Consider the following 25,836-nt stretch of genomic DNA (forward strand, 5'->3'; position numbering starts at 1 on the left):
TTAAACAAATAAGGATAAGGAATGAAAAACAAAGAACTTGCCGAATCAATCATTAATAAAGTTGGTGGAAAAGACAATATCACAAGTCTAGTTCATTGTGCTACTCGTTTACGTTTTGTATTAAAAGATGACAGTAAAGCTGATGCAGAATCACTCAAAAAACAAAAAGGTGTGATTACTGTAGTAAAAAGCGGTGGACAATTTCAAGTAGTAATTGGCAATCATGTTGCCGATGTATTCAGTGACATAATGCAATTAACCAATCTTAATGAAAATAATACAACCAATGCTGCCCCTGATAAAAAAATGGGAGTTTTTTCAAAACTAATTGATTTAGTTTCCGGTATATTTATTCCTGCGTTAGTTGTAATCGTCGCCGGAGGTATTTTTAAGGGGATAATCGCTTTATTGCAAGTTGAAAACATTGTCTATGAGGGTTCTCCAACTTATAACTTCTTGTTCGCAATTGCGGATGCGCCATTTTACTATTTACCGGTCATTTTAGGTTTTTCAGCTGTTAAAAAGTTTGGCGGAAATCCCTACGTTGGTATGGCATTAGGTGGAGCATTAGTTCATCCCAATATTGTTGGCATGCTAGGTGGTGCATTTGAAATACAAACTTCATTATTTATGATACCTATTAAATTGATTCCTTATGCATCGTCAGTGTTCCCTATCATTATCGCTAGCTGGTTCTATTCGTTATTAGAACGTAATTTTAACAAGATTATGCATGATTCATTTAAAAAATTCATTGCCCCATTGCTTGGTATCATCATTACCGTACCATTAACGTTTGCCGTTATTGGTCCAGTTGTATCATTTTTAAGTGATATTGTGGCTGCTGGTATCATCTACGTTTATCAACTTAACTCAGTAGTTGCATCGATGATTTTAGCCGGACTTTGGCAAGTAATGGTTATTTTTGGAATTCATTGGGGGATGGTACCATTTGCAATGAACAATTTTACCCTTTACAACGAAGATTTTATGATGCCTATCTTGTTCCCTGCAGTATTTGCGCAAGTCGGTGCAGTATTAGCGGTCATGTTACGCAGTAAAGACCCACAAATGAAAGCGTTAGCCAGTTCGTCGGTATTATCAGGCATTTTTGGTGTAACAGAACCGGCTATCTATGGAATTAATCTACCATTAAAACGCCCATTTGTGATTGGCTGTATCTCAGCAATGATTGGCGGTGGTATTGTTGGTTATTACCATTCGGTTATCTATTCATTCAGCTTTATTAGTATTTTCTCATTCTTACAATTAATTCCGCCAACTGGAATTGATGAAAGATTCTATGCGGTGGTATTTGGTTCTCTCATTTCATTCGGTGTTTCAACAACTGTAACTTACCTGTTTGGTATACCAAAAGATAAAAAAGCAGCCGATGAAAATCAAACTCAAAAAAATGAAGATAAAAAACAAACCGATGAAGTTAAACAAGTCGACACTATCACTATTTCAAGCCCAATGACAGGTAAAGTGATTCCATTAACTCAAGTTAATGATCCTACTTTTGCTGGTGAACTAATGGGTAAAGGTTCGGCAATCATCCCAACAATTGGTCAAGCATTAGCACCAGAAGACGGAGAAGTGGTATCTCTATTTAGAACCAAACATGCTATTGGATTTGTAACTGATACAGGCGCTGAAATACTCATCCATATCGGTATCGACACCGTTAAATTAGATGGACAACATTTTGAAGCACACGTTGAAGCGGGTAGTAAAGTTAAAAAAGGCGATCTATTAGTCAGCTTTGATATTGAGGCCATTAAACAAGCTGGATTTGAAGTCACTACCCCAATAATCATAACTAACAGTGATGACTATAAAGATGTGCAAACTATTTTTATGCAAGATGATATTCAATCTGGCGATGCATTACTAGCATTAAACAAATCCGAAAATAAGGAGTAATACATGTCTAAACTATTTCCTAGTGATTTTTTATGGGGCGGCGCAATTGCTGCCAACCAAGTTGAAGGAGCATACCGAGAAGGCGGTAAAGGCTTATCCACATCGGATTGTACGCCAAATGGCTTATTTGGCGACATTGTAGACCGTAATAAAAACGATATTACTAGTATTAAAGATCGCGCGATCGATTTTTATCATCGCTACCCAGAAGACATCTCTTTATTTGCTGAAATGGGTTTTACCTGCCTACGTACATCCATTGCATGGACGCGTATTTTCCCGAACGGTGATGAACTAGAGCCAAATGAAGCTGGTCTTGCTTTTTATGACAAATTATTTGATGAAATGCTCAAACATAACATCACGCCATTGGTCACATTATCTCACTATGAGATGCCCTATTATTTAGTCACTCAATATGGCGGTTGGGGCGATCGAAAGGTAATTGAATTCTTCACCCGTTATGCTAAAACAGTCTTTGAACGCTATAAAGATAAAGTAAAACATTGGTTAACGTTCAATGAAATTAATATGTCTCTACATGAGCCGTTCACAGGTGTTGGTCTTGATAGAAACAGTACTAAAGCACAAATTTATCAAGCGATTCATCATCAACTTGTTGCGAGTAGCCAAGCTGTAAAATTGTGTCATCAAATTATTCCTGATGCCAAAATTGGCAATATGCTACTAGGTGCACTGGCTTATCCACTCACGCCAAAACCTGAAGATGTTTGGGCAACCTTACAAGAAAATCATGGCTGGTTATTCTTTGGTGATGTGCAAGCTCGTGGTTATTATCCTACTTATATGACTCGTTATTTTAAAGAGAACAATATTGAGTTAGAAATTACGGATCAAGATCGTGAAGATCTAAAAGAAACTATCGATTTTATCTCATTCAGTTACTATATGAGCTGCTGTGGTACCGCAGATGATTCTTTACGCCAAAAAGGTAATATCTTGGATATGGTGCCAAATCCATATCTAAAAGCATCGGAATGGGGTTGGCAAATCGATCCTATCGGCATCCGTTATCTACTTAATATGCTCTATGAGCGTTTCCAAAAACCATTATTTATTGTTGAAAATGGTCTAGGCGCTAAAGACAAATTAGAGGCTGATGGCACCATCAATGATGATTACCGTATTAATTATATGAACGATCACCTAGTGCAAGTGCGCGAAGCAATCAACGATGGTGTTGAAGTGATGGGCTATACCAGTTGGGGACCAATTGACTTAATCAGTGCTTCAAAAGCGGAAGTAACTAAACGTTATGGATTTATCTATGTCGATTTAAATCAAGATGGAACAGGCACTTTAACGCGTTATAAAAAGAAAAGTTTTTATTGGTATAAATCAGTAATTTCATCCAAAGGGGCGAATTTGAAATAATAATGATGCGGGTAAGTGATTAATTATCCTTACCTGCTAATTGATTTAGCATACCAATAATTTATGCGATACGAGTCTAACAATGAAAAATAAAACAATAAAAAAAGCATTAACCATCGGACTATTAGTTCTAACAACACTTACAACTGGATGCAGCTCCCCATCAAGTAAAGTGTCAATTGATAACGAAATCAACAATAATGAAGAGATTACCATCTATTTTGCACGTCACGGTAAAACCTTATTCAATACCTATGATTTAGTACAAGGTTGGGCGGATTCACCATTAACCGATAAAGGGATTGAAGTTGCGCGTTATTTAGGAGAAGGATTTAAAGATAAGCAAATCCAATTTGATGCCTACTACACCAGCGATGCGGGACGTCAACGTGAAACCATGCAAGTACTATTACAACAAATAGGCGTCCAAGATTATCAAATTCAAGAACTCAAAGGATTACGTGAAGTCTTTTATGGTGGGTTTGAAGGCGGCACCAACGCAAAAATGGTCTCTGCTTCAATGAAGTCACTTGGCTATAAATCAGTTAATAACTTCTATAAAAGCTATGTAAATGGTCAAATTCCAGTGGCAGCACTTACAGATGCTATTGCGAAAAGTGATCCTAAACATGAAGCGGAAAACTTTGAACAAGTTAAAGAGCGTACTCAAAATGCACTCAATACCATTATAAAAACGGCACAAGAGAAACATCAAAAAAATATTTTGGCGATTTCATCTGGCATGTCAATGCAAGTCATGATTTCCGATCTCACCGATGATCCAATTAAAAATAAACCATTATCTAATGCAACTGTCGTTAAAATCGTTTACCAAAATGGTAAATACAATGTCGTTGAAATTGGCAATATGGAGTATGTGAATTTAGGTAAATTATCTTTAAATAAATAAGTAATAAGGATGGAGGAAACAATCAATAACTAAAAAACAATTAAAGTGGAAAGATAGGATTGTTACTGCTTTTGCAGACAAAACCTAAATGTTTAGTAAAAGTAAAAGCCCCATAAATACCAAACATTTTTAAATTAGGATAAACAGTTAGGAAAACAACAATGAAAATCAAATATCTAACATTGGCACTATTGAGTATAAACAGTTATGCCGTATTTGCTAGTGAATCATCTTATCATTATCAACCCAAATCCCTATCTGATGAAACATTTTTTAAAGATAGTAAATTTGAATTTTCAACACGTAACCATTGGAAATATTTAAAAGAAAATGCATCTCAACCTAAGGAAGTTCATAGTGCATGGGGGGAAGCATTTACGTTTAATTATAAATCTGGTTATTTATTTGATACACTTGGTTTTGACTTCACTTACGACAACGTAATAAAACTTGGAGCGAGTGACTACTTTGCAACTCGTAATTTACTCTATAACGTTGGTAGGCAGCCGAATAAACACAATGCCCATGGATTTAATAAATTTACTCAACGCTATGCTAAAATCAAGTTGGGCAATGAAGAAGTTAATTTTAATGGTAAAGCGGGTTGGCATAGTTTAAAAGATACGGGTGTCATGAGTTCATCACAACATTTAACTCGTTATAGTTATTTAGGTTACAGTGGTGTATTTAAGTATTCTAATTTAGCATTATCATTAGTCTATATTGACAGTGCCTTTCCGCGTGAATCATCCCAAAAAGTGCATTTTTATAGCTTAGACAGAAATTACGTAATTGACAATATTAAATCAGCTGGTATTGCCTATAAAGATAAAACCATCAATATTGATTATTCATATGGTGAGGCGAAAGATTATATTAAACGTCATGCAATTGAATTTTCCTATAAACCAACAGAAAAACTTACCTTAGGTTCACAAATTTATGGTAGCACCGCGCTTAAAAATCATGACAAAATGAAAGCGAATGTTCGCGATTTTGATGATTCAGCTTGGCATTATGGCGCGGACATTGAGTGGAAAGAATCTAAATGGAGCGCCAAGTTTGGTATTGCTTATACCGATGCTAATCGCAAAGGCGCTATAGGTTATTATGGACGTCATCTAGGTAGAAATAATCGTGGGCGCTATAACGGCATGGCGGCTACAGGTGCCGACTATATGCGTGATGGGGAACTAGTATTCTCAAGCATATTAAGTTATGATTTATTTAAAGATAATACCACAGGTTTATTCCTAAACTATAGTGAATTTAACTATAAACACAAAACCCTAAAAAATGGAGAAATAAATGTGTTCAACTTCTGGAAACCTTCCAGTGGAACATTTAAAAATCTATCGATTCTGGCAAAATTTGGTTATGGTTGGTCTTATAAAACTTTGAGCACTAGAGATATTACACCAAAATTAAGAGATGGTCGTGCTCAGCGTTCACCATCATTATCTGCAGAAACCGTTATTGATTATCGATTTAATTTGTTATAACAAAAGGACGAAACTATGAAAATCAAAAAATTTATTAAGCTTGTCAGCTTATCCGTAATTCTTTCCGCTTCAATTGCTCAAACGTTTGCTGCGGATGTGAATTTATATGTAACTCGCCATGGTAGAACCATGTTCAATAACGTCCACCGTGCACAAGGTTGGTCAGATACTCCATTAACCAAACCAGGAATCGAAGTTGCTGAGCAATTAGGACGAGGCCTAAAAGATGTGAACTTTATTGCTGCTTATTCAAGCGATTTAGGTCGTGCTCGCCAAACTGCTCGCATTGTTTTAGAGTCAAAAGGTCAATCACTACCAATTAACGAAATGGAAGCGCTTCGCGAAACATGCTTTGGTGAATATGAAGGTGATCTTGATCCTAATATGTGGGGACCTGCAGGTAAATATTTAGGCTATTCAGGCCATGAAGAATTAATGGAAGATTTCGGAAAAGGTAAAATCAGATTAAACAAAATTATGGATGCCATTGCCGCAGTTGAAAAATCTGGTGAAGCAGAAGACTACAACAAAGTAAAAACTCGTATGCAAGCTGCATTAAAAGTAATTGCTGAATCAGCCAAAGCTAATGGTGGTGGTGATGTACTAGTGGTATCACACGGTATGGCGATCACAGCCATGGTTGAAGAATGGCTTGATACCCCGGTCAAAGGTGGATTAGGTAACGCAAGTGTTACTAAAATTCGTTATACTGATGACGGTAAATTTATTGTCGAAAGCTTGGGCGATATGAGTTATGTCGAAAAAGGTAAAGCGCTTGGCAAATAATTGTAACAAGAACTAAATACCAAAAAAAAGACTCACCTTGGTGAGTCTTTTTATTTTTAATCATTATTGAGTAAAGTCACTGTTTAAAGTCTCTTTTATGAGTAATGTTGCACAAATACTGATGATTGAAGCAACGGCAACATAATACCCCACCCAAGATAAATCACCATTTGCTACCAAATAATTGGCTATAATAGGTGCAATAGACGCCCCTAAAATACCGCCAATACTGTAAGCGGCCGAAGACCCCGTATAACGGACATTGGTTGGAAAGATTTCGGGCAAAAAAGCTCCCATAGGAGCAAACACCACCCCCATTAAAAACAGCTCAAGAGATAAATAGATCAAGACCAATAATTCTGAACCACTTGCCATAAACTGCGTCATAACTGTGCCTGATAATGCGACGAATAACAAGCCAATAACAAGCACAGGTTTACGCCCATATTTATCACTTAAGCGTGCAGAAATTGGAGTCGCTATCGCCATAAAGACAATGGCAACACATAAAAAACCTAAAAAATGACCTTTAGCAATACCCAGATATTTAGTACCATATTGCAATAAAAATGCAGTAGTTATATAAAATAAAGTATAACAACCTACCATTGAAAATGAACCTAACGCCAAAGCTTTCCAATGATGAACAAAGATGTTAAACGCAGGAACTTTAACTTGCTGTTTGCTGCGCAATGCGTTGGCAAAAATGGGACTTTCAACCAATTTTAAACGCACATATAAACCAATAATCACCAATACTGCACTTAATAAAAACGGAATTCGCCATCCCCATTGTAAAAATTGTTCATTGGAGAGTGATAAAGTGACCAACAAAAACACACCATTAGATAATAAAAAACCAATCGATGGTCCTAACTGAGGAAACATGCCAAACAATGCTCGCTTATTTTGTGGAGCATTTTCAGTTGCCAGCAATGCTGCCCCACCCCACTCACCACCCAGCCCTAATCCTTGTGCAAGTCTTAAAATACACAGCAAAAACGGCGCCCAAAAACCAATAGCATTATAGCTAGGTAATAATCCAATTCCGGCCGTTGCCACACCCATTAATATAAGAGAAAACACCAAGGTAGACTTACGCCCTATTTTGTCACCAAAGTGCCCAAATAAAATGGCGCCAATTGGACGGGCAACAAAGGCTATACCAAAAGTAGCAAAAGATTGTAACGCCTGAGCAGATGGCGAACTGTCAGGGAAAAATACCGGTCCAATAACTAAGGCAGCGGCTGTTGCATAAATATAAAAGTCATAAAACTCAATCGCTGTGCCGATAAAACTGGCTAAAGCAACACGAGACATCGAGTTAGCAGGTTTAGTGTTTGAATCCATAATCCATCCTTTCAACATTATTGTTATTGTAAAAGTCGTTAAAGACATTATAGTCAGAGTTAATACTTTTTACATATTCAATAAAAAAAGTAATAACCATAGGCATAATATAAGAAGTCGCTATAATAGAATTTATGCATCTTTACCTAATAATTTACCTAATAAGGATAGCTATGTTTTATCTAGACACCTATTATTCCCCAATGGGATTAATCACGCTTGCTAGTCAGCAAAATAAATTGGTTGGGGTTTGGATCGAAGGTCAAAAATATTTTGGGCAAATCGTAGATGCCCAAAAACAATATCAACCCAATCTACCCATCTTTAACAAGACTAAATTATGGCTTGATGACTACTTTAATGGTAAAAAACCGACTATTGAAACACTACCCTTAGCGCCACAGGGTACTCCTTTTCGACATTTAGTTTGGGATATTTTATGCCAAATTCCTTATGGTCAAGTGATTACCTATGGCGACATCGCAAAACAGATCATGCAAAAAACCAATACCGCAAGCATGTCTAGCCAAGCTGTTGGTGGGGCAGTTGGTCATAATCCAATATCAATCATCATTCCGTGCCATCGCGTAATTGGGGCTAAAGGTAATTTGACTGGGTATGCAGGCGGAATTGATAAAAAAATTGCCTTGCTTAAACTGGAAAATATAGATACTTCTCAATTTGTTATTCCAACAAGAGGAACGGCACTTTAACTAATTAAAAAGATTAGTCTGAACTATTTTATTAACATAAGATAATCAATCAGTTTGGCTGAAATTGCTGAAAACATGCATTATTGCTGATTAAATATTTAAAGATATAAATAAATTATTAGATATTTACAATTGTTTAGAATTCGACTTAAGTTGGTATTGTCAACAATTAACATCCATCAATAAATGATATAAAACATAGTAATCAGTAGAATAAAAGAGATGATTATAGCTTAGGCTATCACCATTAGCATTTAACCTTTGAATTTAACTGTACAAAATCACTTAAGACATTATACTGTGGCATAGTTAAAAAATAGAATAATCAATCAATAACCGAATAAAATGAGAAATTTACTGCTCAGCTTATTATTAATACTATCTTTCCCTGCATTAAGTTCTATTTATGTTTATAAAGGTTACATTGCTGACAACCCAATTAGGTTATATTTAGAAACCTCATTAAATGAAGTTAATAAACATCAGGTTAATAAAGGGGTTTGGGTTTATCAAAATGATCCTGAACTACAACTTAATATTTTATCTGCTGAATGTGAATATATTCGCTCATGTACTGAAGACGATCATCCTAACCGTTTAGTTTTATATGATAATCAAGATATCTATCTCGATAATATTGCGCATAAAATAAAAGTTAAAGATTCAAGTCACTATTTTAAATTTATTAACATGCACATTGGACAAGCTGAAGACCAAAAATTTTTGCCTGAAACATTAAATGGTTATTGGTTCGATGGAAAAAATCATCAACAATACTCCGTAGTATTACACAAACAATTGGTAATCAATGACCAACCTAATACAGAATTTAATCAGATTGAGTTATTACAATTAGAATCTCTAGACAAGCTCTATTTTACGGCTGTTTTGTCAAAGCAGAAAAACGATAAAATTAAGTTAGTTGGTATTAATGTTTACAATAAAAAAAATCATAAACTACTGCAACAAATACAAAATTTAAATTACAGTTACAACAAATTTAACAGTATTGTCATGCAAGATATTAACTTTGATGGTGCACCTGATTTAGCCATTAAAAAGTATCATTCTAATACCAGATTGGGGGATAACTATGACTATTATCTCAATGACAACGGTAAGTTCAAAGCGACAAACTTGTGGGGAAGTGACCTCTACTTCAATAACAAAGACAAATCAGCAACTGGCACAAAAAAATGTTATGATTATGACGAAAATGAGCAAAAAATTATGATCCAAATTGATAGTGTTTATCACTATAGGAATAAACACTATATTCATAAAAAAAATCAATGCCAGACACATCATTTTAATACTAACGTAAGCCGTCAATGTACCGAAAATGAATACAATGCCTGCTTATTAAAACGAAATAATATCGATTTTGAAAATCCACACTATATAGGCGAAGACAATATATATCACAAGAATATGGCTTGGGATAAAGGTAAATTAGTCGATGGAGTTATAGATGATGATTGATTACGATGCAATTCCTAAACAACGACAATCTTATATTCAACAGTTGTTAAACGAAAATGGAAGAGTCGTAAGCGCAGATTTGATTAAATTATTGGGTGTTTCAGAGCATACCATTCGTCGAGATTAACAAAAACTGGCGCAAGATGGAATCTGCAAAAGAGTATACGGTGGTGCAGTCAGTCATTTAAAACAATCAGCAAGCTTTGAAACAAGAATGACACAAAGTGTTGCCGAAAAGTCGTCCGTCGCCAAGCATTGTGCTGAGTTAATCAAAGCGAACACGTGTATTTTTATTGATGCAGGTTCCACTTATTTAGCCATGGCAGAATATATCCCTAGTGACCTAGAATTAACCATTGTCACCAATTTACCGCAAATAGCATCATTACTCAGTAGTCGCACTAATGGCGAATTGATATTACTTGGCGGTAAAATAAACCCGCAAACTGGCAGTACTATGGGTTCTGAGACTGTAAATCAAATACATAATATGGTTTTTGATCAAACCTATATAGAATACTACAACACCAAACGGATTAAAGCCAAATTAAAAGGCCTGACTTCGGTTGAATATCGAAATCAGGCCTTACAAGCCGCTTAATGAAAGTGTCCAACTTTATGGGATCACTTCAAAGGTCGGTTTTTTCAAGTGATAAGAATGTTACTGTTTAGCTACAATTTCATCACCTTGTAAATCAAGATGAATGGTTTTACCTGGAACTAACTTACCAGATAATATTTGTTGCGCTAATGGATTTTCAATCTCTTGTTGTATTGCACGTTTTAACGGTCTTGCACCATAAATTGGATCGAAGCCAACTTTAGCAAGTTGTTCTAACGCAGCATCCGAAATATCCAATTGGTAACCACGTTCATCTAAGCGTTTTTCAACGTGCGCTAATTGAATTTTCGCAATCGCTTTGATATTTTCTTGACCAAGTGGATGGAATACCACCGTTTCATCAATACGATTAATGAATTCTGGTCTAAAGTGTTTAGTTACAACCGTCATTACTAACGCTTTCATTTCATCATAGCTTAACTCAATTTGACCTTGAATCAAATCTGAACCTAAATTAGATGTCATGATAATAACGGTATTACGAAAATCAACCGTACGCCCTTGTCCATCGGTTAAGCGTCCATCATCTAATACTTGTAATAAAATATTAAAGACATCCGGATGTGCTTTTTCAACTTCATCCAACAAAATGACTGAATAAGGACGACGTCTTACGGCTTCAGTCAAATAACCGCCCTCTTCATATCCTACATATCCCGGAGGCGCACCAATTAAACGTGCCACTGAGTGTTTTTCCATAAACTCGGACATATCGATTCTGACCATTGCATCTTCGCTATCAAACATAAAGTTAGCCAAAGCTTTACAAAGTTCAGTTTTACCAACGCCCGTTGGCCCCAAGAACAAGAAAGAGCCAATTGGTTTATTTGGATCAGACAATCCTGCTCGACTACGACGAATCGCATTGGCTACCGCAACAACGGCTTCGTCTTGACCAATCACACGTTTATGTAACGCATCTTCCATATGTAATAATTTATCTTTTTCACTTTCCAGCATTCTTGAAACAGGAATACCCGTTGCTTTAGATAATACTTCGGCAATCTCGTTATCGGTGACTTTATTACGCAATAACTTCATAGTCTTGCCTTCAAGCTGTGTTGCTGATGCGAGTCTTTTCTCAAGTTCTGGTATTTTGCCATATTGAAGCTCTGACATTTTATTAAGATCACCAGCACGGCGAGCTTGTTCTATTTCAGTTCGTGCTTTTTCCAACTCAGCTTTGATTGTCTGAGTACCAGAAACAGCAGCCTTCTCTGACTTCCACTCTTCTTCAAGTGACGCATACTCTTTTTCTTTCTCAGCAAGTTCATCGTTTAGCATCTCTAGTCGTTTTTTACTCGCATCATCAGACTCTTTTTTAAGCGCTTGTTGTTCAAGTTTAAGCTGAATAATACGGCGTTCAAGTCGATCTAATGATTCAGGTTTTGAATCCATTTGCATACGAATACTCGATGCAGCTTCATCAATTAAGTCAATGGCTTTATCAGGAAGCATACGATCGGAAATATAACGATGCGATAACGTTGCTGCCGCCACAATTGCCGGATCGGTAATTTGTACATGGTGATGTAATTCATAACGTTCTTTTAAACCACGCAAGATAGCAATGGTGTCTTCAACAGTTGGTTCAGCCACATACACTTTTTGGAATCGACGCTCTAAAGCGGGATCTTTTTCAATATATTGACGGTATTCATCTAACGTTGTTGCGCCAACACAATGTAATTCGCCGCGAGCTAAAGCAGGTTTTAACATATTACCTGCATCCATTGCGCCATCACTTTTACCTGCACCGACCATGGTATGGATTTCATCAATAAATAAAATAATGCGCCCTTCTTCTTTGGCTAAATCTTTTAAAACGGCTTTTAAGCGTTCTTCAAATTCACCTCGATATTTAGCGCCAGCAATTAAAGCACCCATATCTAAAGACAATACGCGCTTATTACGTAATCCTTCAGGTACTTCACGGTTTACAATGCGTTGTGCAAGTCCTTCAACAATTGCGGTTTTACCTACACCAGGCTCACCGATTAACACTGGATTATTTTTAGTACGGCGTTGTAATACTTGAATTGTACGGCGAATTTCTTCATCACGCCCAATTACTGGATCGAGCTTACCTTGTTCAGCACGCTCGGTTAAATCAATAGTATATTTTTTCAACGCACCACGTTGATCTTCGGCATTGGCATCGTTCACGTTATCACTTCCTCTTACTTGACTTACGGCCTGATTTAATCTGTCTTTTGTGATCCCTGATTTTTTAAGAATATCACTAAGACTACCCTTTTCGTCTAAAGCCGCTAAGATAAAGAGTTCAGACGAGATATAACTATCGCCATTTTTTTGTGCTAATTTGTCACAAAGATTTAAAACGCGGACAAATTCTTGTGATGGAATAACTTCACCACCCACGCCTTGGACTTGTGGCAATCGATCAATAGCTTGATTTAATTCTTGCTGTAACATTGCAACATTAGCGCCAGCCGCTGCCAGTAAAGGCTTGACACTGCTACCTTCTTGGTTAAGCATAGCGGATAAAACATGGACTGGTTCTATATATTGATTATCTTTACCCAATGCTAATGATTGCGCATCAGCTAAAGCTTGTTGGAATTTATTAGTGAGTTTATCTAACCTCATATTAACTATCTCCTGAGCAATAGATTTGGCTTAAATGCTTTAAGCAGATAAACCATTTGCATGGTTACTAAATGAGTGTGGAAAGATAAATTTCAAGAGTTTTTTATGAAAATTTTTTACAAAAAATCGACAATAAAATTAATTTATATTCTGTTGTTGAAATAAGCAAAATATAAACGTTCAATTTTACACCATTAGTGTAATAAATATTGCTCGGAATAACAATTGTAAGATGACAATTAAGCATTAATCCATTATATTAGCCGCTCTATTTTGTTAGGTGGTCTAACCGTGGTTCGTAATCCATCCCACGAAAAAAAACTAGGAATTATACATGTTCAAAATTGCTAAAGAATTTCAATTCGATGCTTGTCATATGTTAGACGGGCACAACAAAAAATGTCACAACCTGCACGGTCATACTTATCGCTTATTAGTCGAAATTGAAGGGGATCTAATAGATAACGGTTCTAGCGCTGATATGGTGATGGATTATGCTGATTTAAAAGCAATAGTGAAACAGCATATTGTTGATCCTCTCGATCATGCTTATCTATATAATCAAAATAATCCAAATGAGTGCCGTATTGCTTCATTATTAAAAGAGATGAATCGCAAAATCTTCGCCTTTCCTTGTCGCACTACTGCCGAAGGTATGAGTAAATTTATTTTTGATTGCCTGTCACAATATTTACCCATCTCAATGATCAAACTCTGGGAAACACCAACGTCTTACTGCGAGTATCATCGGAGCGAAAAATGACAGAATTTCGCATTGTTGAAATCTTCGAATCATTACAGGGCGAAGGTTACAATACAGGCATGCCCGCTATTTTTATCCGCTTTGCTGGTTGTAATTTAAATTGCGTTTGGTGCGATACTAACTTTCGCCAATACACCCGTTTTACATTAGAACAGTTATTGACGAAAGTTAAACAATATACGAGCAAAAACATCATTATTACCGGTGGCGAACCAACTATGGTTAAAGCGCTACCAGAGTTACTTTTACCACTAAAACAGGCTGGTTACTATATTGCTATTGAAAGTAATGGATTAGGTAAAGTCGATCCTCTAATTGACTATATCGCCCTTAGCCCTAAATTCTGCTATCAAGCACGGTATCAAAAAATCATACAACCAACTGCAAGTGAAGTGCGAATTGTTGCCGAAAATCATGCGGACTTTCTCCCTTTTTGCCAATATATTGAACAAAATATTCAAGCAAAACGTTATTATCTTTCCCCTTGCGAAAAAAATGGTGAATTTAATATGTTTGAAACAATTGAATTACTTGGCAAGATTAACCAAAACCGCAACGACAACAAGTGGCTACTCAGTATTCAAACGCACAAGTTTGCAAATATAGAGTAACCTTTTTAAAGAAGTTCATTGTTTTTCTTATCATTTAGATGTGCAAGAAGAAGATGAAGATAAAGTTATCTTTAAATCGCATTTTTATTTATACAAATTAAATAAGAGCAATAAATTATTATAAGCATTGTATTTAACGGGCTTATAATTCTAGTGATGCTTATTAGGTTATTCTCAAGAAAATATCAACAATAAAAAATTGAGTTTGTAGTAACCAATCAATTTGTTGAATATAGTAAGAATGTAATCAAAAGCAAATCAATTAACTTCACATTTATTTTGTAAAAAATATTCAGGAGTGTATACCATTTCATTTTTTGCTTATACTCAACATTTTATTTGTAGTTCAACTTATAAATAAAATAATAATAAACATGGCGAGTTATTTACCATACAGCATTTATCACTAATTGATACTGAGACTGCACCATAAAATATGAACGCCTTATAAGTCTTTTTTCAACCTATCGATTCTTAAAATTAAATTCAGATATTAATAAAAAGTAAAACGGTATACACTCCTGAATATTTTTTACAAAATAAATTATAAATTATTAATATAATTAATTTTTTAAATTAACGTTAATCCAATGATTCAATCACATTAAAATCTTATTTATTGTTTATCAGTATTTTTCGGTAATTGTACAGTCCGTTATTTTTGTCAAAAAGTTTCAGGTTATGGGTATGTTTGAGTAAAAATGATTTTTTAGTTACAAATCTTAATAAAAATTCGGTGCAAAATACTCAATAAAAAATCTGCAAAAGCCAAATTCTACTAATCCTTTTTTGATCATGTTTAGACGACAATTTGTTATCTATATTCTAATGATATTATTAGTAATATCAGTAAGTTATCCATCTAATTTGAATTTAAAGATTTTTTTAAAAAAAGGTTGCAAAATACCCTAAACAGTGTATTTTATATTCTTTTTTAGATTATTTTTAGATCTGACTAATTTTAACACCTTACTGACTATTGGCAATTTTTATAATAATTATTAACAGGTCAGATAAAAATAATAATAAATAAATAGTTCAGTAAAACAAAGTTGTATTTGCTATATACATGAAATATATTGAGGATAACATGGATAAAGGATTAGCCGATCTGGTAAATCAATTGGGCAATGGTTTAAAGCAAGGTTTAGTTAACGGAGTCGGTCATAATCGTTATACGTTAAATATTGATGGTTTGCCTGCTGAGGTTTCAATCCTACAGGTTGAGGGTAATGAGCAACTTAATCAGCCTTGGCACTATACGATTACTTTCACCAGCTCGGATAAACAACTTTCTGTTGAGTCATTTCTTAATCAAAATGCCCGTTTGAGTTTTAATCCTGCTAATTCTGGCAGTTTAAGCGACTTTGCAACTCAAGGACTTAATGCACTTAATTCCTTAACTTCGGCGAATCCATTAGATGCATTAAAACAGTCTGAGCCATTAAAACAGTTAGATAAACTTAAACAATCTAATCCACTCGATTCACTTAATTCTTTAACCCAGTTTAATCCGCTTAATCCGTTAAATTCACTATTATCTCAAGGTGGCTCACACACTCTTTGTGGTGTGATAACCCAGTTCAGTCAATTATCAGTCAGTAACGATGAAGCCCATTATCAGGTTGTCTTATCCTCGCAATTAGCCAAACTGGCATTAAGTCATAACTGCGCTATTTTTCAGAATCAAAGCGTTATCAGTGTGGTTGAAGAGGTCTTGCGTGGTCATGGTTATACCGGGATTGATTATCGTTTAGCGCTTAAAGAGCAATATCCTGAGCGTGAGTTTATTACCCAGTGGCAAGAGAGTGACCTTGAGTTTATTCAAAGACTGCTTGCTGATGTGGGGGTCTATTTCCGGTTTGAAACCCATGGTGAACACAACTGTGATGTGATGGTCATCAGTGATTATGAGCAAGGTTATCAGCAGGTGGCTGATATTGTGTATAAACAACCGAGCGGCACACTGGATAATGGCGTTGAAAGTGTCTGGGATATAACCTTACACAGTCAGATGGTGGAATCTTCGGTACAAGTACAAGATTATAACTACCGCGATGCGCAGGCGAATTTACTCGGTGAAGTTAACAGCCAACAGAAAGATAACACCACTTACGGTACCGATTATCGTTATGATGAGCACTATAAAGGGTTAAATACCAATGGTGACAACAATAATGGAATTGATAGTGACACCAACAATAATAATTATGACAATGATTATGAAAACAGTGGTGATATCGATACCGATGACAGTCAAGGCAGTAACAGTAATGTCAACGGCAATAATAGCGATAACACTAACAATAGTAATAGCAATAACAACAGCAGTGATATTAACCATAATCAAGCTAACACCGGTAATGGTGTTGAAAGTGGAGAATGGTATGCCCGCATTCGCCATGAACATGCAATTAGCCGTCAAATTGTTATCCGGGGTAAAAGCAATCAGGCCAATTTAGCCCCGGGTCAACATATCCGCATCAAAGGCAGTGCGATTGCCGGAATAGATGAGGGGGTAATGATATTAACGGTGCAAGGACAGGGAAACCGCAGTGAGGCTTATGAACTGAGTTTTACCGCCATACCTTACCAGCCATTAAAACCTTACCGCCCGGAGCCGATTCCTTTTCCGACTATTGACGGCACTTTACCGGCACGGGTAACCAGTCCGAATAATGACACCTATGGTTATATTGATACACAAGGGCGCTATCGGGTTAAATTTAACTTTGATTTAAAAGAGTGGCGAAACGGTGAAGAGAGCTTATGGTTAAGACTGGCTAAACCGTATGCAGGCAGTACCTATGGTTTTCACTTTCCACTGATTGACGGCACAGAAGTTGCGGTTGCGTTTACTAACGGTAATCCGGACCGACCTTATATCGCACATGCGATGCATGACAGTCAACACCCTGACCATGTGACCACCATAAACAAACACCGAAATGTAATTCGTACTCCTGCTAACAACAAACTGCGGATGGATGATAAGCGCGGACAAGAGCACATCAAGTTAGCGACCGAATACGGTAAAACCCAGCTTAACATCGGGCATTTAGTTGACCAAAACAAAGAGCAGCGTGGTGAGGGATTTGAACTTCGCACCGATGAGTGGGGAGCGATTACGGCCAATAAAGGCTTATACCTGACCAGTCAGACCGAGCCTAAGGCACAGGGTAAACAACTTGATATGCAAGGTGCCATTACCCAGCTTGAAAATGCGTTATCAATTGCCAAAGCACTGCAAAATGCAGCAACTGCCTCTGAAGCCCATGGTGCGGATACCGACAGTCAAGAGCAACTTAAAGCGACATTAACCCAATTAGCCCAAAGTGGCATTCTTGCTTATGCACAAGAGGGCATCGCTTTAACCAGTCCGGAAAACATCCAACTGTCAACGTCGAATAGCGTTTCAATGACCAGTGAAAATCAAACTGACATCAATGCGTTAAAAAACATTACCGTCTCATCAGGTGAATCCATCGGTCTGTTTGCTCATAAGTCGGGAATGAAAGTCTTTGCCAACCAAGGTGATGTTAACGTGCAGGCGCAAAATGCCAACCTGAATATGGCCGCCAAACAAGATATTAAAATAGACAGTGTGGATGGAAAATTAACGGTCACCGCAAGTGAAGAGCTGAAGTTAATGTGTGGTGGTTCATACATCAAAATTAGTAGTGCTGGGATTGAACTGGGCACCGCTGATAATGTTTATATAAAAAGTAATGCATTGCAGAAAATGGGACCAGCAACGAAAAATATACTTGAAATATTATTACCTAAAGCTATCCCAAACGAATTTTCATCAAGTAAAACATATAGCTTAAAATACCTTATGGTAAATGATGAAGATCAACCATATAAAAACACAAAGTATTTAGCCTTTATGGAAGATGGTTCAGTTAAACAAGGGCAAACAGATGATAAAGGATATACGGAAAGATTTTATACCAAAAAAGAAGAAAAAATTGCGATTCGCTTATTGATAAGCAAAACAAGCAATGGCGAGTTTATCAATTAGTAAAGAATTAAGCTAAAAAATATTAACTCACTAACTTTTAGAATAATGATATAAGCTTAATCTTAAGGATGAAAATTACATGACAATATACAACATATCAACATATATTAAGACTAAAACTGATCCTAAATATATTGTTTATGAAATGGAATTATATAAAATTGATGATAAAGGTAATAAAGTTTATGCTTTAAAATCAACAGGAAAACAAAATTTGCAAGCTGATAAGAGGACATCAGTGCACTCTTCATTAGATATTTCTGACCCTGAAAATACATCTTATATTTTAGAACTCAATCTTTTTCATAAAATAGGTAACGATGAATATGAAGTGTTACCAGAACCTATGACAGCAATTATACCTCTAAAAGGTTTTTTAACACCTGATAAAAAATGGGGGCTATCAAGGGAATTTGAATACAATGAAACGACTGAAAAAACCCAAAATGGTCATGTATTCATATACAGTGTAAAAGTGAGCTTTAAATCGAGAGCTTTTGAGACTAAAGAACACCCTGTTGGTGATCCACTGGATCCTTTTAGCAAAGAAGAAATTGAAAAAGGCTTGCAATCAAGATTAGCAAAAGTGGATTATCCTAATCAGCGTTATTCTAGTTTATGTGGACCAGCTGCGTTTTTTTATTGTTTATTGATCGATAGACCAGATCTGTACAAACAGATGGTGAAAGAACTTTGGGAATCGGGCAAAACTAAAATTGGCACATTAAAACTAGAACCTAGTTCTGATTGTCGCCATCCGAAAAACTTTTTTGATTATGATGATATACAAGGATATTCACCAAAGGTACCGGCTATAGATTGGATAACTTTGGCAAGTCTAAGGGATACAGAAAATAGTTTTTTTGATTATGATTCTCCTGATGATCAAGTTCCTGGTATTACAGTAGCAGGAGAGCTTAAAAAGTGGTTTAAAAAAGCTGGCGCTGAAATTGTGTACGAAATCAATACAAAGATAATAAATCATATAACAGGCCCTAAATTAACTTTAAAAGATTTATGTCGCTTAAATTATTATATTGGTTTAGGTATGCATGTAGTCGTATTGATAGCAGCGCGAATGTTAGATCGAGGAAGTGGAGCTCCTACTAAAAATCACTGGATTGTATGGAATGATAAATTAAAACTGCTAAATGGTCAGGAGATAACAGAACATTCAATATTAACGGAACAAGTACAACTTGAGTTGTTTTCATGGGGTAACGTGAGTGACCAATTAAAATTTGGCACGACTTTAGCAGATGTTATGCGATACTCTTTTGCAGCTTTAATGGTAAACAAGATACCATAAACTAAAAATTAAATGGCATTGAAACAAATAGGGAAGTGTTTAAAAAAACACTTATTAGCAACAAATTTAATTAGACTGAATAAATTATATGAAAAAATTACGATATCACTTAATGTTAATCATTGGACTTTTTCTGGCTACTTTCCTTACTGGTTGTTTTTGTACAGAAAAAGTTGAAGTCCTACCGAAGTCGTCGTTACCCAATGCCATATTAGGTACTCCCTATTATGCTGAAATTGAAGTTTATAATGGTCGTGTTATTAATGACTCTTTTCACTATCTTATTACACCTGAAAACTCAGGACTAGAAATATCTCCGACTGATTTTGGTACACATGTTTCCTTTAATGATCTTAAAGTAAAGGGAACACCTAAAGTTGCAGGAAAAATAACAATAAAACTTGCTGGATTAACTTACGGTACAATGTGTCCGGGGAGTAAATTTATTAAAACTTATACCATTAAAGTTGAGCAATAGTATCAGGATTGGTCTAGATTTTATGAAAAAATTACGATATCACTTAATATTAATCATTGGACTTTTTTTAACTACTGTTCTTACCGGTTGTTTGTGTTATAAACCAGAAGTTCGACCAAAAACATTACCCAATGCCTCATTGGGAAATCCCTATTTTGCTAAAATTCAAGTTTTTGGTGGCCACGCTAATCGCCATGACTTTTACTATGATATCCAACCAGAAAAATCAGGCCTTGAATTATCTCCTAGAGGTTTAGGAACAGAACACGTTTCCTACAATAATATTGAAGTAAAAGGAATCCCTAAAATTGCAGGAACAATCACAATAGAACTTTTTGGAGGCACTTACGGAACAAATACATGTCCGGGAAAAGACTTTAAGAAAGTTTATACCATTAAAGTTGAAGAATAGTATCAGGATTGGTTTAGATTTTATGAAAAAACTTCAACATCATTTAATGTTAATCATTGTACTTTTTCTGTCTACTTTCCTTACAGGTTGTTTTTGTACAGAAAAAGTTGAAGTCCTACCGAAGTCATTACCCAATGCCAAATTGGGTGCCCCCTATTATGCTGAAATTGATATTAACATTCGTGTTATTAAACGCCATTTTTACTATCAAATTGAACCAGAAAACTCTGGACTGGAATTATCTCCGACTGATTTTGGAACAGAATATGTTTCCTATAATGATTTCGAAGTAAAAGGAACGCCTAAAGTTACAGGAACAATCAGAATAGAACTTTCTGGAACTACTTATGGAACAAATACATGTCCGGGAAAAGACTTTAAGAAAGTTTATACCATTAAAGTTGAAGAATAGTATCAGGATTGGTTTAGATTTTATGAAAAAACTTCAACATCATTTAATGTTAATCATTGTACTTTTTCTGGCTACTTTCCTTACAGGTTGTTTTTGTATGCAAAAAATGGAAGTTCGACCAAAGTCGTTACCCAATGCCACATTGGGTACCCCCTATTACGCTAAAATTGAGGTTTTTGGTGGCGTTGTTATAGATGAATTCTTTGCCTATCATATCAAACCAGAGAAATCAGGACTTGAATTATCTCCTAGAGGTTTAGGAACAGAATATGTTTCCTATAATGATCTTGAAATAAAGGGGACACCTAAAGTTACAGGGACAATCACAATAAAACTTTCTGGAGGCACTTACGGTACAATGTCATGTCCGGGAAGAGACTTTAAGAAAGTTTATACCATTAAAGTTGAGGAATAGTATAAGGATTGGAATAAATTATATGAAAAAAATACGATATCACTTAATGTTAATCATTGGATTTTTTGTGACTTCTGTTCTTACTGGTTGTTTTTGTGATAGAGTAGAAGTTCGACCAAAAACATTACCCAATGCCACATTTGGTACCCCCTATTTTGCTAAAATTCAAGTTTTTGGTGGCCACGCTAATCGTCATGACTTTTACTATGATATCCAACCAGAAAAATCAGGCCTTGAATTATCTCCTAGAGGTTTAGGAACAGAACACGTTTCCTACAATAATATTGAAGTAAAAGGAACCCCTAAAATTGCAGGAACAATCACAATAGAACTTTTTGGAGGCACTTACGGAACAAATACATGTCTGGGAAAACCCTATAATAAAGTTTATACCATTAAAGTTGAGGAATAGTATCAGGATTGGTCTAGATTTTATGAAAAAAATACGATATCACTTAATGTTAATCATTGGACTTTTTTTAACTACTGTTCTTACCGGTTGTTTGTGTTATAAACCAGAAGTTCGACCAAAAACATTACCCAATGCCACATTGGGTAATCCCTATTACGCTAAAATTGAAATTTTTGGTGGCGTGGCTATAGATCGTCACTTTTCCTATCATATTAAACCAGAAAAATCAGGTCTTGAATTATCTCCTACTGATTTTGGAACAGAATATGTTTCCTATAATGATCTTGAAGTAAAAGGAACCCCTAAAGTTGCAGGAACAATCACAATAGAACTTTCTGGAGGCACTTACGGAACAAATACATGTCCGGGAAAACGCTATGATAGAGTTTATACCATTAAAGTTGAAGAATAGTTTAAGAATTGGTCTAGATTTTATGAAAAAATTACAACATCACTTAATGTTAATCATTGGACTTCTTTTAACTACTGTTCTTACCGGTTGTTTTTGTACACAAAAAGTTGAAGTCCTACCGAAGTCATTACCTAATGCCACATTGGGTGCCCCCTATTATGCTGAAATTGATATTAACCTTCGTGTTATTCAACACCTTTTTCACTATAAAATAGAACCTGAAAACTCTGGACTGGAATTATCTCCGACTGATTTTGGTACACATGTTTCCTTTAATGATCTTAAAGTAAAGGGAACACCTAAAGTTGCAGGAGCAATCACAATAAAACTCTCCGGAACCACTTACGGTACAATGTCATGTCGGGGAAAGAAATTTAATAAAACTTATATCATTAAAGTTGAAGAATAGTATCAGGATTGGTTTAGATTTTATGAAAAAACTACAACATCACTTAATGTTAATCATTGGACTTTTTTTAACTACTGTTCTTACCGGTTGTTTGTGTTATAAACCAGAAGTTCGACCCAAAACGTTACCCAATGCCACATTGGGTAATCCCTATTATGCTAAAATTGAAGTTTTTGGTGGCCACGCTAATCGCCGTCACTTTTACTATGATATCCAACCAGAAAAATCAGGCCTTGAATTATCTCCTAGAGGTTTAGGAACAAAACGTGTTTCCTATAATGATTTTGAAGTAAAAGGAACGCCTAAAGTTACAGGAACAATCAGCATAGAACTTTCTGGAACTACTTATGGAACAAATACATGTCCAGGAAGAGACTTTAAGAAAGTTTATACCATTAAAGTTGAAGAATAGTATCAGGATTGGAATAAATTTTATGAAAAAATTACAACATCACTTAATGTTAATCATTGCACTCTTTCTGGCTACTTTCCTTACTGGTTGTTTTTGTACACAAAAAGTTGAAGTTCTACCGAAGTCATTACCTAATGCCACATTGGGTGCCCCCTATTATGCTGAAATTGATATTAACCTTCGTGTTATTCAACACCTTTTTCACTATAAAATAGAACCTGAAAACTCTGGACTTGAATTATCTCCGACTGATTTTGGTACACATGTTTCTTTTAATGATCTTAAAGTAAAGGGAACACCTAAAGTTGCAGGAGCAATCACAATAAAACTCTCAGGAACCACTTACGGTACAATGTCATGTCGGGGAAAGAAATTTAATAAAACTTATATCATTAAAGTTGAAGAATAGTATCAGGATTGGTTTAGATTTTATGAACAAAATACGATATCACTTAATGTTAATCATTGGACTCTTTTTAACTACTGTTCTTACCGGTTGTTTTTGTATGCAAAAAATGGAAGTTCGACCAAAGTCGTTACCCAATGCCATATTAGGTACTCCCTATTATGCTGAAATTAAAATTTTAGATGGCATAGTTATGGATGATTTCTTTTCTTATCATATCAAACCAGCAAGATCAGGACTTGAATTATCATCTTCTTATTTTACACCTAATAGTTCTTATAATTACCTAAAAGTAGAAGGAATACCTAAAGTTACAGGAACAATCACCATAAAATTCTCTGGATTAACTTACGGTACAATGTGTCCGGGAGTTGAATTTGATAAAACTTATACTATTAAAGTTGAAGAATAGTATCAGGATTGGTCTAGATTTTATGAAAAATCTACAACATCATTTAATGTTAATCATTGGGCTTTGTTGACTACTGTTCTTACAATTTTTGTATTGAAAAAATGGACGTTCGACCAGAGTCGTTACCCAATGCCCTATTTAAAAATAAACAAGTCTAAAATTGCAGTTATCGTTATTTATCAGGTTTATAAAATTGTGAGATATATTTTTAAAGAAATTACTTTAGAATTTAAAATATACCAATATATCTAGAATAATAAATACAATACGTTCATTACACATTGAAATATATGGACATTATCAGATTGATAGTATTAATATTCGATCGTTCAAAATCCTATTCACCATCGAAAAGTAAAGTTGAAATATCATAACGATTCGTAGTTTTTGAAGTATAATGAATTTAAAAATCTCTACGGTTAAATTTTCTTTAATTGATAATTAGCGTAATATCCCATTGAGATATAAAAACGCCATTCAAATAAAAAATAATTTTTATAAAATATCCATCTTCTGTAAAAATTAGTCTGATTTTAAATACAATACAAACTATAAAAAGAACGTAATAGTAATAACGATAAACATCTATCCATTATAAACTGGAGTTAGTTTTTTTTTAAACAATTTAAAAGATAAGTGATATACCTACTTAGTATTATTTTGATACAGATAATTACACAGATAAAAGTAGATTAATCAATGCATTATTTGATATTAAATTAACTTAATCTAGTATCCTACCCTTTTATCCTTTAAAATAATTTAAGCAAAACTGATGAGGTGTTCCCTATGCGTTGGAGAGACCAAAGAGAGAGTGATAATATTGAAGATCGCCGCTCACAATATGGAAGCGATTCAGGAATAAGGATCCCTATAAGTGGTAAAGGTCGAGTTGTTTTATTTATCGTAGTTTTGGTTGCTGGTTATTATGGTGTTGATTTGACCGGCTTACTTAATCCTAATCTAATTGACTCCAATAGCTCATCACTAAGCTCAAATCAATATTCCATCAATGATGAAGATGCTGCTAAATTTACATCGGTCATTTTAGCGAGTACTGAAGATTACTGGCAACAAGAGTTTAATCGTTTAGGTAGAACCTATACTCCTCCCAAATTAGTCTTATATACGGGTTCAACAAGAACATCGTGTGGTGTTGGTCAGACTTTTATGGGGCCATTTTATTGCAGTGTTGATAAAACTGTCTATTTGGATATTTCATTCTATCAAGAGATGAAACAACAACTTGGTGGTGGTGGTGACTTTGCCCAAGGTTATGTCATAGCACATGAAATTGGTCATCATGTACAAAATTTACTGGGTGTGTTCAATAAAATAGAACAATTAAAGCAAGGCCAATCTGAAGTGTTCGCCAATCAATTATCGGTTAAATTAGAGCTACAAGCCGACTGCTTTGCTGGTATGTGGGGGCATGCAATGCAACAAAAAAATATTTTAGACGTTGGCGATATTGAGCAAGCGTTAAAGACTGCTGAAGCGATTGGTGATGATCGCTTACAACGTCAAAGTAATGGTTACGTTGTGCCAGATAGTTTTACACATGGTAGTTCTAAGCAACGTTATACTTGGTTTAAACGAGGATTTGATAGCGGTGATATCAATCAATGTAATACTTTTGCTGAATAAGGAAAT

General features: G+C 35.3%; 26 protein-coding genes and 1 riboswitch. Of the genes, 24 read left to right on the forward strand and 2 right to left on the reverse strand.

The window, feature by feature from the left end:
* Positions 1-21 precede the first annotated feature (21 nt).
* From AC5LW9_RS10410 to AC5LW9_RS10430, 5 genes are all read left to right on the forward strand, one after another.
* Entirely contained in the window at positions 22-1,926 is a 1,905-nt protein-coding gene (locus AC5LW9_RS10410; RefSeq protein ID WP_198228026.1) for a beta-glucoside-specific PTS transporter subunit IIABC, read from the forward strand.
* 3 nt (positions 1,927-1,929) lie between these two features.
* Positions 1,930-3,321 (forward strand): glycoside hydrolase family 1 protein, encoded by a 1,392-nt coding sequence (locus tag AC5LW9_RS10415; protein WP_198236733.1) that lies wholly within the window; start codon positions 1,930-1,932, stop codon positions 3,319-3,321.
* A gap of 82 nt (positions 3,322-3,403) precedes the next feature.
* On the forward strand, positions 3,404-4,231 hold the full coding sequence (locus AC5LW9_RS10420) for a histidine phosphatase family protein (RefSeq protein WP_198228023.1): 828 nt from the start codon (positions 3,404-3,406) through the stop codon (positions 4,229-4,231).
* A gap of 161 nt (positions 4,232-4,392) precedes the next feature.
* Entirely contained in the window at positions 4,393-5,733 is a 1,341-nt protein-coding gene (locus tag AC5LW9_RS10425; RefSeq protein ID WP_493455854.1) for a hypothetical protein, read from the forward strand.
* 15 nt (positions 5,734-5,748) lie between these two features.
* Entirely contained in the window at positions 5,749-6,519 is a 771-nt protein-coding gene (locus AC5LW9_RS10430; RefSeq protein ID WP_198228019.1) for a histidine phosphatase family protein, read from the forward strand.
* Positions 6,520-6,582: 63 nt separating this feature from the next.
* Here AC5LW9_RS10430 and AC5LW9_RS10435 read toward each other — a convergent pair whose 3' ends face one another.
* A complete protein-coding gene (locus tag AC5LW9_RS10435) occupies positions 6,583-7,869 on the reverse strand; it encodes an MFS transporter (protein WP_216355837.1) in 1,287 nt (428 codons plus the stop codon).
* Positions 7,870-8,042: 173 nt separating this feature from the next.
* On the opposite strand from AC5LW9_RS10435, the gene AC5LW9_RS10440 reads away from it, so the two are divergent.
* The 4 genes from AC5LW9_RS10440 (at position 8,043) to AC5LW9_RS10455 (ending at position 10,665) form a co-directional block, all read left to right on the forward strand.
* Positions 8,043-8,582, forward strand: coding sequence for a methylated-DNA--[protein]-cysteine S-methyltransferase (locus AC5LW9_RS10440; RefSeq protein WP_144090960.1), 540 nt, complete (start codon positions 8,043-8,045; stop codon positions 8,580-8,582).
* Between the two features lie 345 nt (positions 8,583-8,927).
* Entirely contained in the window at positions 8,928-10,064 is a 1,137-nt protein-coding gene (locus AC5LW9_RS10445; protein ID WP_493455855.1) for a hypothetical protein, read from the forward strand.
* A complete protein-coding gene (locus AC5LW9_RS10450; RefSeq protein ID WP_198228011.1) occupies positions 10,054-10,191 on the forward strand; it encodes a DeoR family transcriptional regulator in 138 nt (45 codons plus the stop codon). Before AC5LW9_RS10445 ends, AC5LW9_RS10450 begins: the two co-directional genes overlap by 11 nt.
* An 87-nt stretch (positions 10,192-10,278) precedes the next feature.
* Entirely contained in the window at positions 10,279-10,665 is a 387-nt protein-coding gene (locus AC5LW9_RS10455; RefSeq protein WP_493455856.1) for an IS3 family transposase, read from the forward strand.
* Between the two features lie 60 nt (positions 10,666-10,725).
* Here the strand turns inward: AC5LW9_RS10455 and clpB are convergent, their stop codons facing one another.
* Positions 10,726-13,296, reverse strand: coding sequence for an ATP-dependent chaperone ClpB (gene clpB / locus AC5LW9_RS10460; protein ID WP_086326918.1), 2,571 nt, complete (start codon positions 13,294-13,296; stop codon positions 10,726-10,728).
* Positions 13,297-13,581: 285 nt separating this feature from the next.
* Positions 13,582-13,627, forward strand: a riboswitch (PreQ1 riboswitch).
* 3 nt (positions 13,628-13,630) lie between these two features.
* Between clpB and queD the strand changes: the two genes are divergently transcribed.
* The 15 genes from queD to ypfJ all read left to right on the forward strand — a co-directional run bounded on the left by queD (position 13,631) and on the right by ypfJ (position 25,830).
* Entirely contained in the window at positions 13,631-14,059 is a 429-nt protein-coding gene (queD, locus tag AC5LW9_RS10465; RefSeq protein WP_086271988.1) for a 6-carboxytetrahydropterin synthase QueD, read from the forward strand.
* A complete protein-coding gene (locus tag AC5LW9_RS10470; protein ID WP_086308665.1) occupies positions 14,056-14,670 on the forward strand; it encodes a 7-carboxy-7-deazaguanine synthase QueE in 615 nt (204 codons plus the stop codon). Before queD ends, AC5LW9_RS10470 begins: the two co-directional genes overlap by 4 nt.
* A gap of 1,090 nt (positions 14,671-15,760) precedes the next feature.
* Positions 15,761-18,694, forward strand: a complete 2,934-nt coding sequence (locus AC5LW9_RS10475; RefSeq protein WP_493455857.1) for a type VI secretion system Vgr family protein — start codon at positions 15,761-15,763, stop codon at positions 18,692-18,694.
* Positions 18,695-18,773: 79 nt separating this feature from the next.
* Entirely contained in the window at positions 18,774-20,003 is a 1,230-nt protein-coding gene (locus AC5LW9_RS10480) for a hypothetical protein (protein ID WP_493455858.1), read from the forward strand.
* Between the two features lie 88 nt (positions 20,004-20,091).
* A complete protein-coding gene (locus AC5LW9_RS10485; RefSeq protein WP_493455859.1) occupies positions 20,092-20,481 on the forward strand; it encodes a hypothetical protein in 390 nt (129 codons plus the stop codon).
* 22 nt (positions 20,482-20,503) lie between these two features.
* Complete coding sequence (locus tag AC5LW9_RS10490; protein ID WP_493455860.1) at positions 20,504-20,893, forward strand: hypothetical protein; 390 nt, start codon at positions 20,504-20,506, stop codon at positions 20,891-20,893.
* Positions 20,894-20,915: 22 nt separating this feature from the next.
* Positions 20,916-21,305 carry a hypothetical protein gene (locus AC5LW9_RS10495; RefSeq protein ID WP_493455861.1) on the forward strand — a complete coding sequence of 130 codons (390 nt, stop codon included), beginning with the start codon at positions 20,916-20,918 and terminating at the stop codon, positions 21,303-21,305.
* A 22-nt stretch (positions 21,306-21,327) separates the two neighbouring features.
* Positions 21,328-21,720, forward strand: a complete 393-nt coding sequence (locus AC5LW9_RS10500) for a hypothetical protein (RefSeq protein ID WP_198237263.1) — start codon at positions 21,328-21,330, stop codon at positions 21,718-21,720.
* A gap of 22 nt (positions 21,721-21,742) precedes the next feature.
* Entirely contained in the window at positions 21,743-22,132 is a 390-nt protein-coding gene (locus AC5LW9_RS10505; protein WP_086351358.1) for a hypothetical protein, read from the forward strand.
* 22 nt (positions 22,133-22,154) lie between these two features.
* Complete coding sequence (locus tag AC5LW9_RS10510) at positions 22,155-22,544, forward strand: hypothetical protein (RefSeq protein ID WP_334324411.1); 390 nt, start codon at positions 22,155-22,157, stop codon at positions 22,542-22,544.
* Between the two features lie 22 nt (positions 22,545-22,566).
* Positions 22,567-22,953, forward strand: a complete 387-nt coding sequence (locus AC5LW9_RS10515; RefSeq protein ID WP_493455862.1) for a hypothetical protein — start codon at positions 22,567-22,569, stop codon at positions 22,951-22,953.
* Positions 22,954-22,975: 22 nt separating this feature from the next.
* Positions 22,976-23,365: a hypothetical protein gene (locus AC5LW9_RS10520; protein ID WP_493455863.1), complete on the forward strand. Its 390-nt coding sequence runs from the start codon at positions 22,976-22,978 to the stop codon at positions 23,363-23,365.
* Between the two features lie 22 nt (positions 23,366-23,387).
* On the forward strand, positions 23,388-23,774 hold the full coding sequence (locus tag AC5LW9_RS10525; RefSeq protein WP_493455864.1) for a hypothetical protein: 387 nt from the start codon (positions 23,388-23,390) through the stop codon (positions 23,772-23,774).
* 22 nt (positions 23,775-23,796) lie between these two features.
* Positions 23,797-24,183 (forward strand): hypothetical protein, encoded by a 387-nt coding sequence (locus AC5LW9_RS10530; RefSeq protein WP_493455865.1) that lies wholly within the window; start codon positions 23,797-23,799, stop codon positions 24,181-24,183.
* Positions 24,184-24,972: 789 nt separating this feature from the next.
* Entirely contained in the window at positions 24,973-25,830 is an 858-nt protein-coding gene (gene ypfJ / locus AC5LW9_RS10535; RefSeq protein WP_493455866.1) for a KPN_02809 family neutral zinc metallopeptidase, read from the forward strand.
* Positions 25,831-25,836: the final 6 nt, after the last annotated feature.

The sequence above is a fragment of the Gilliamella sp. LMG 34360 genome (assembly GCF_984568995.1).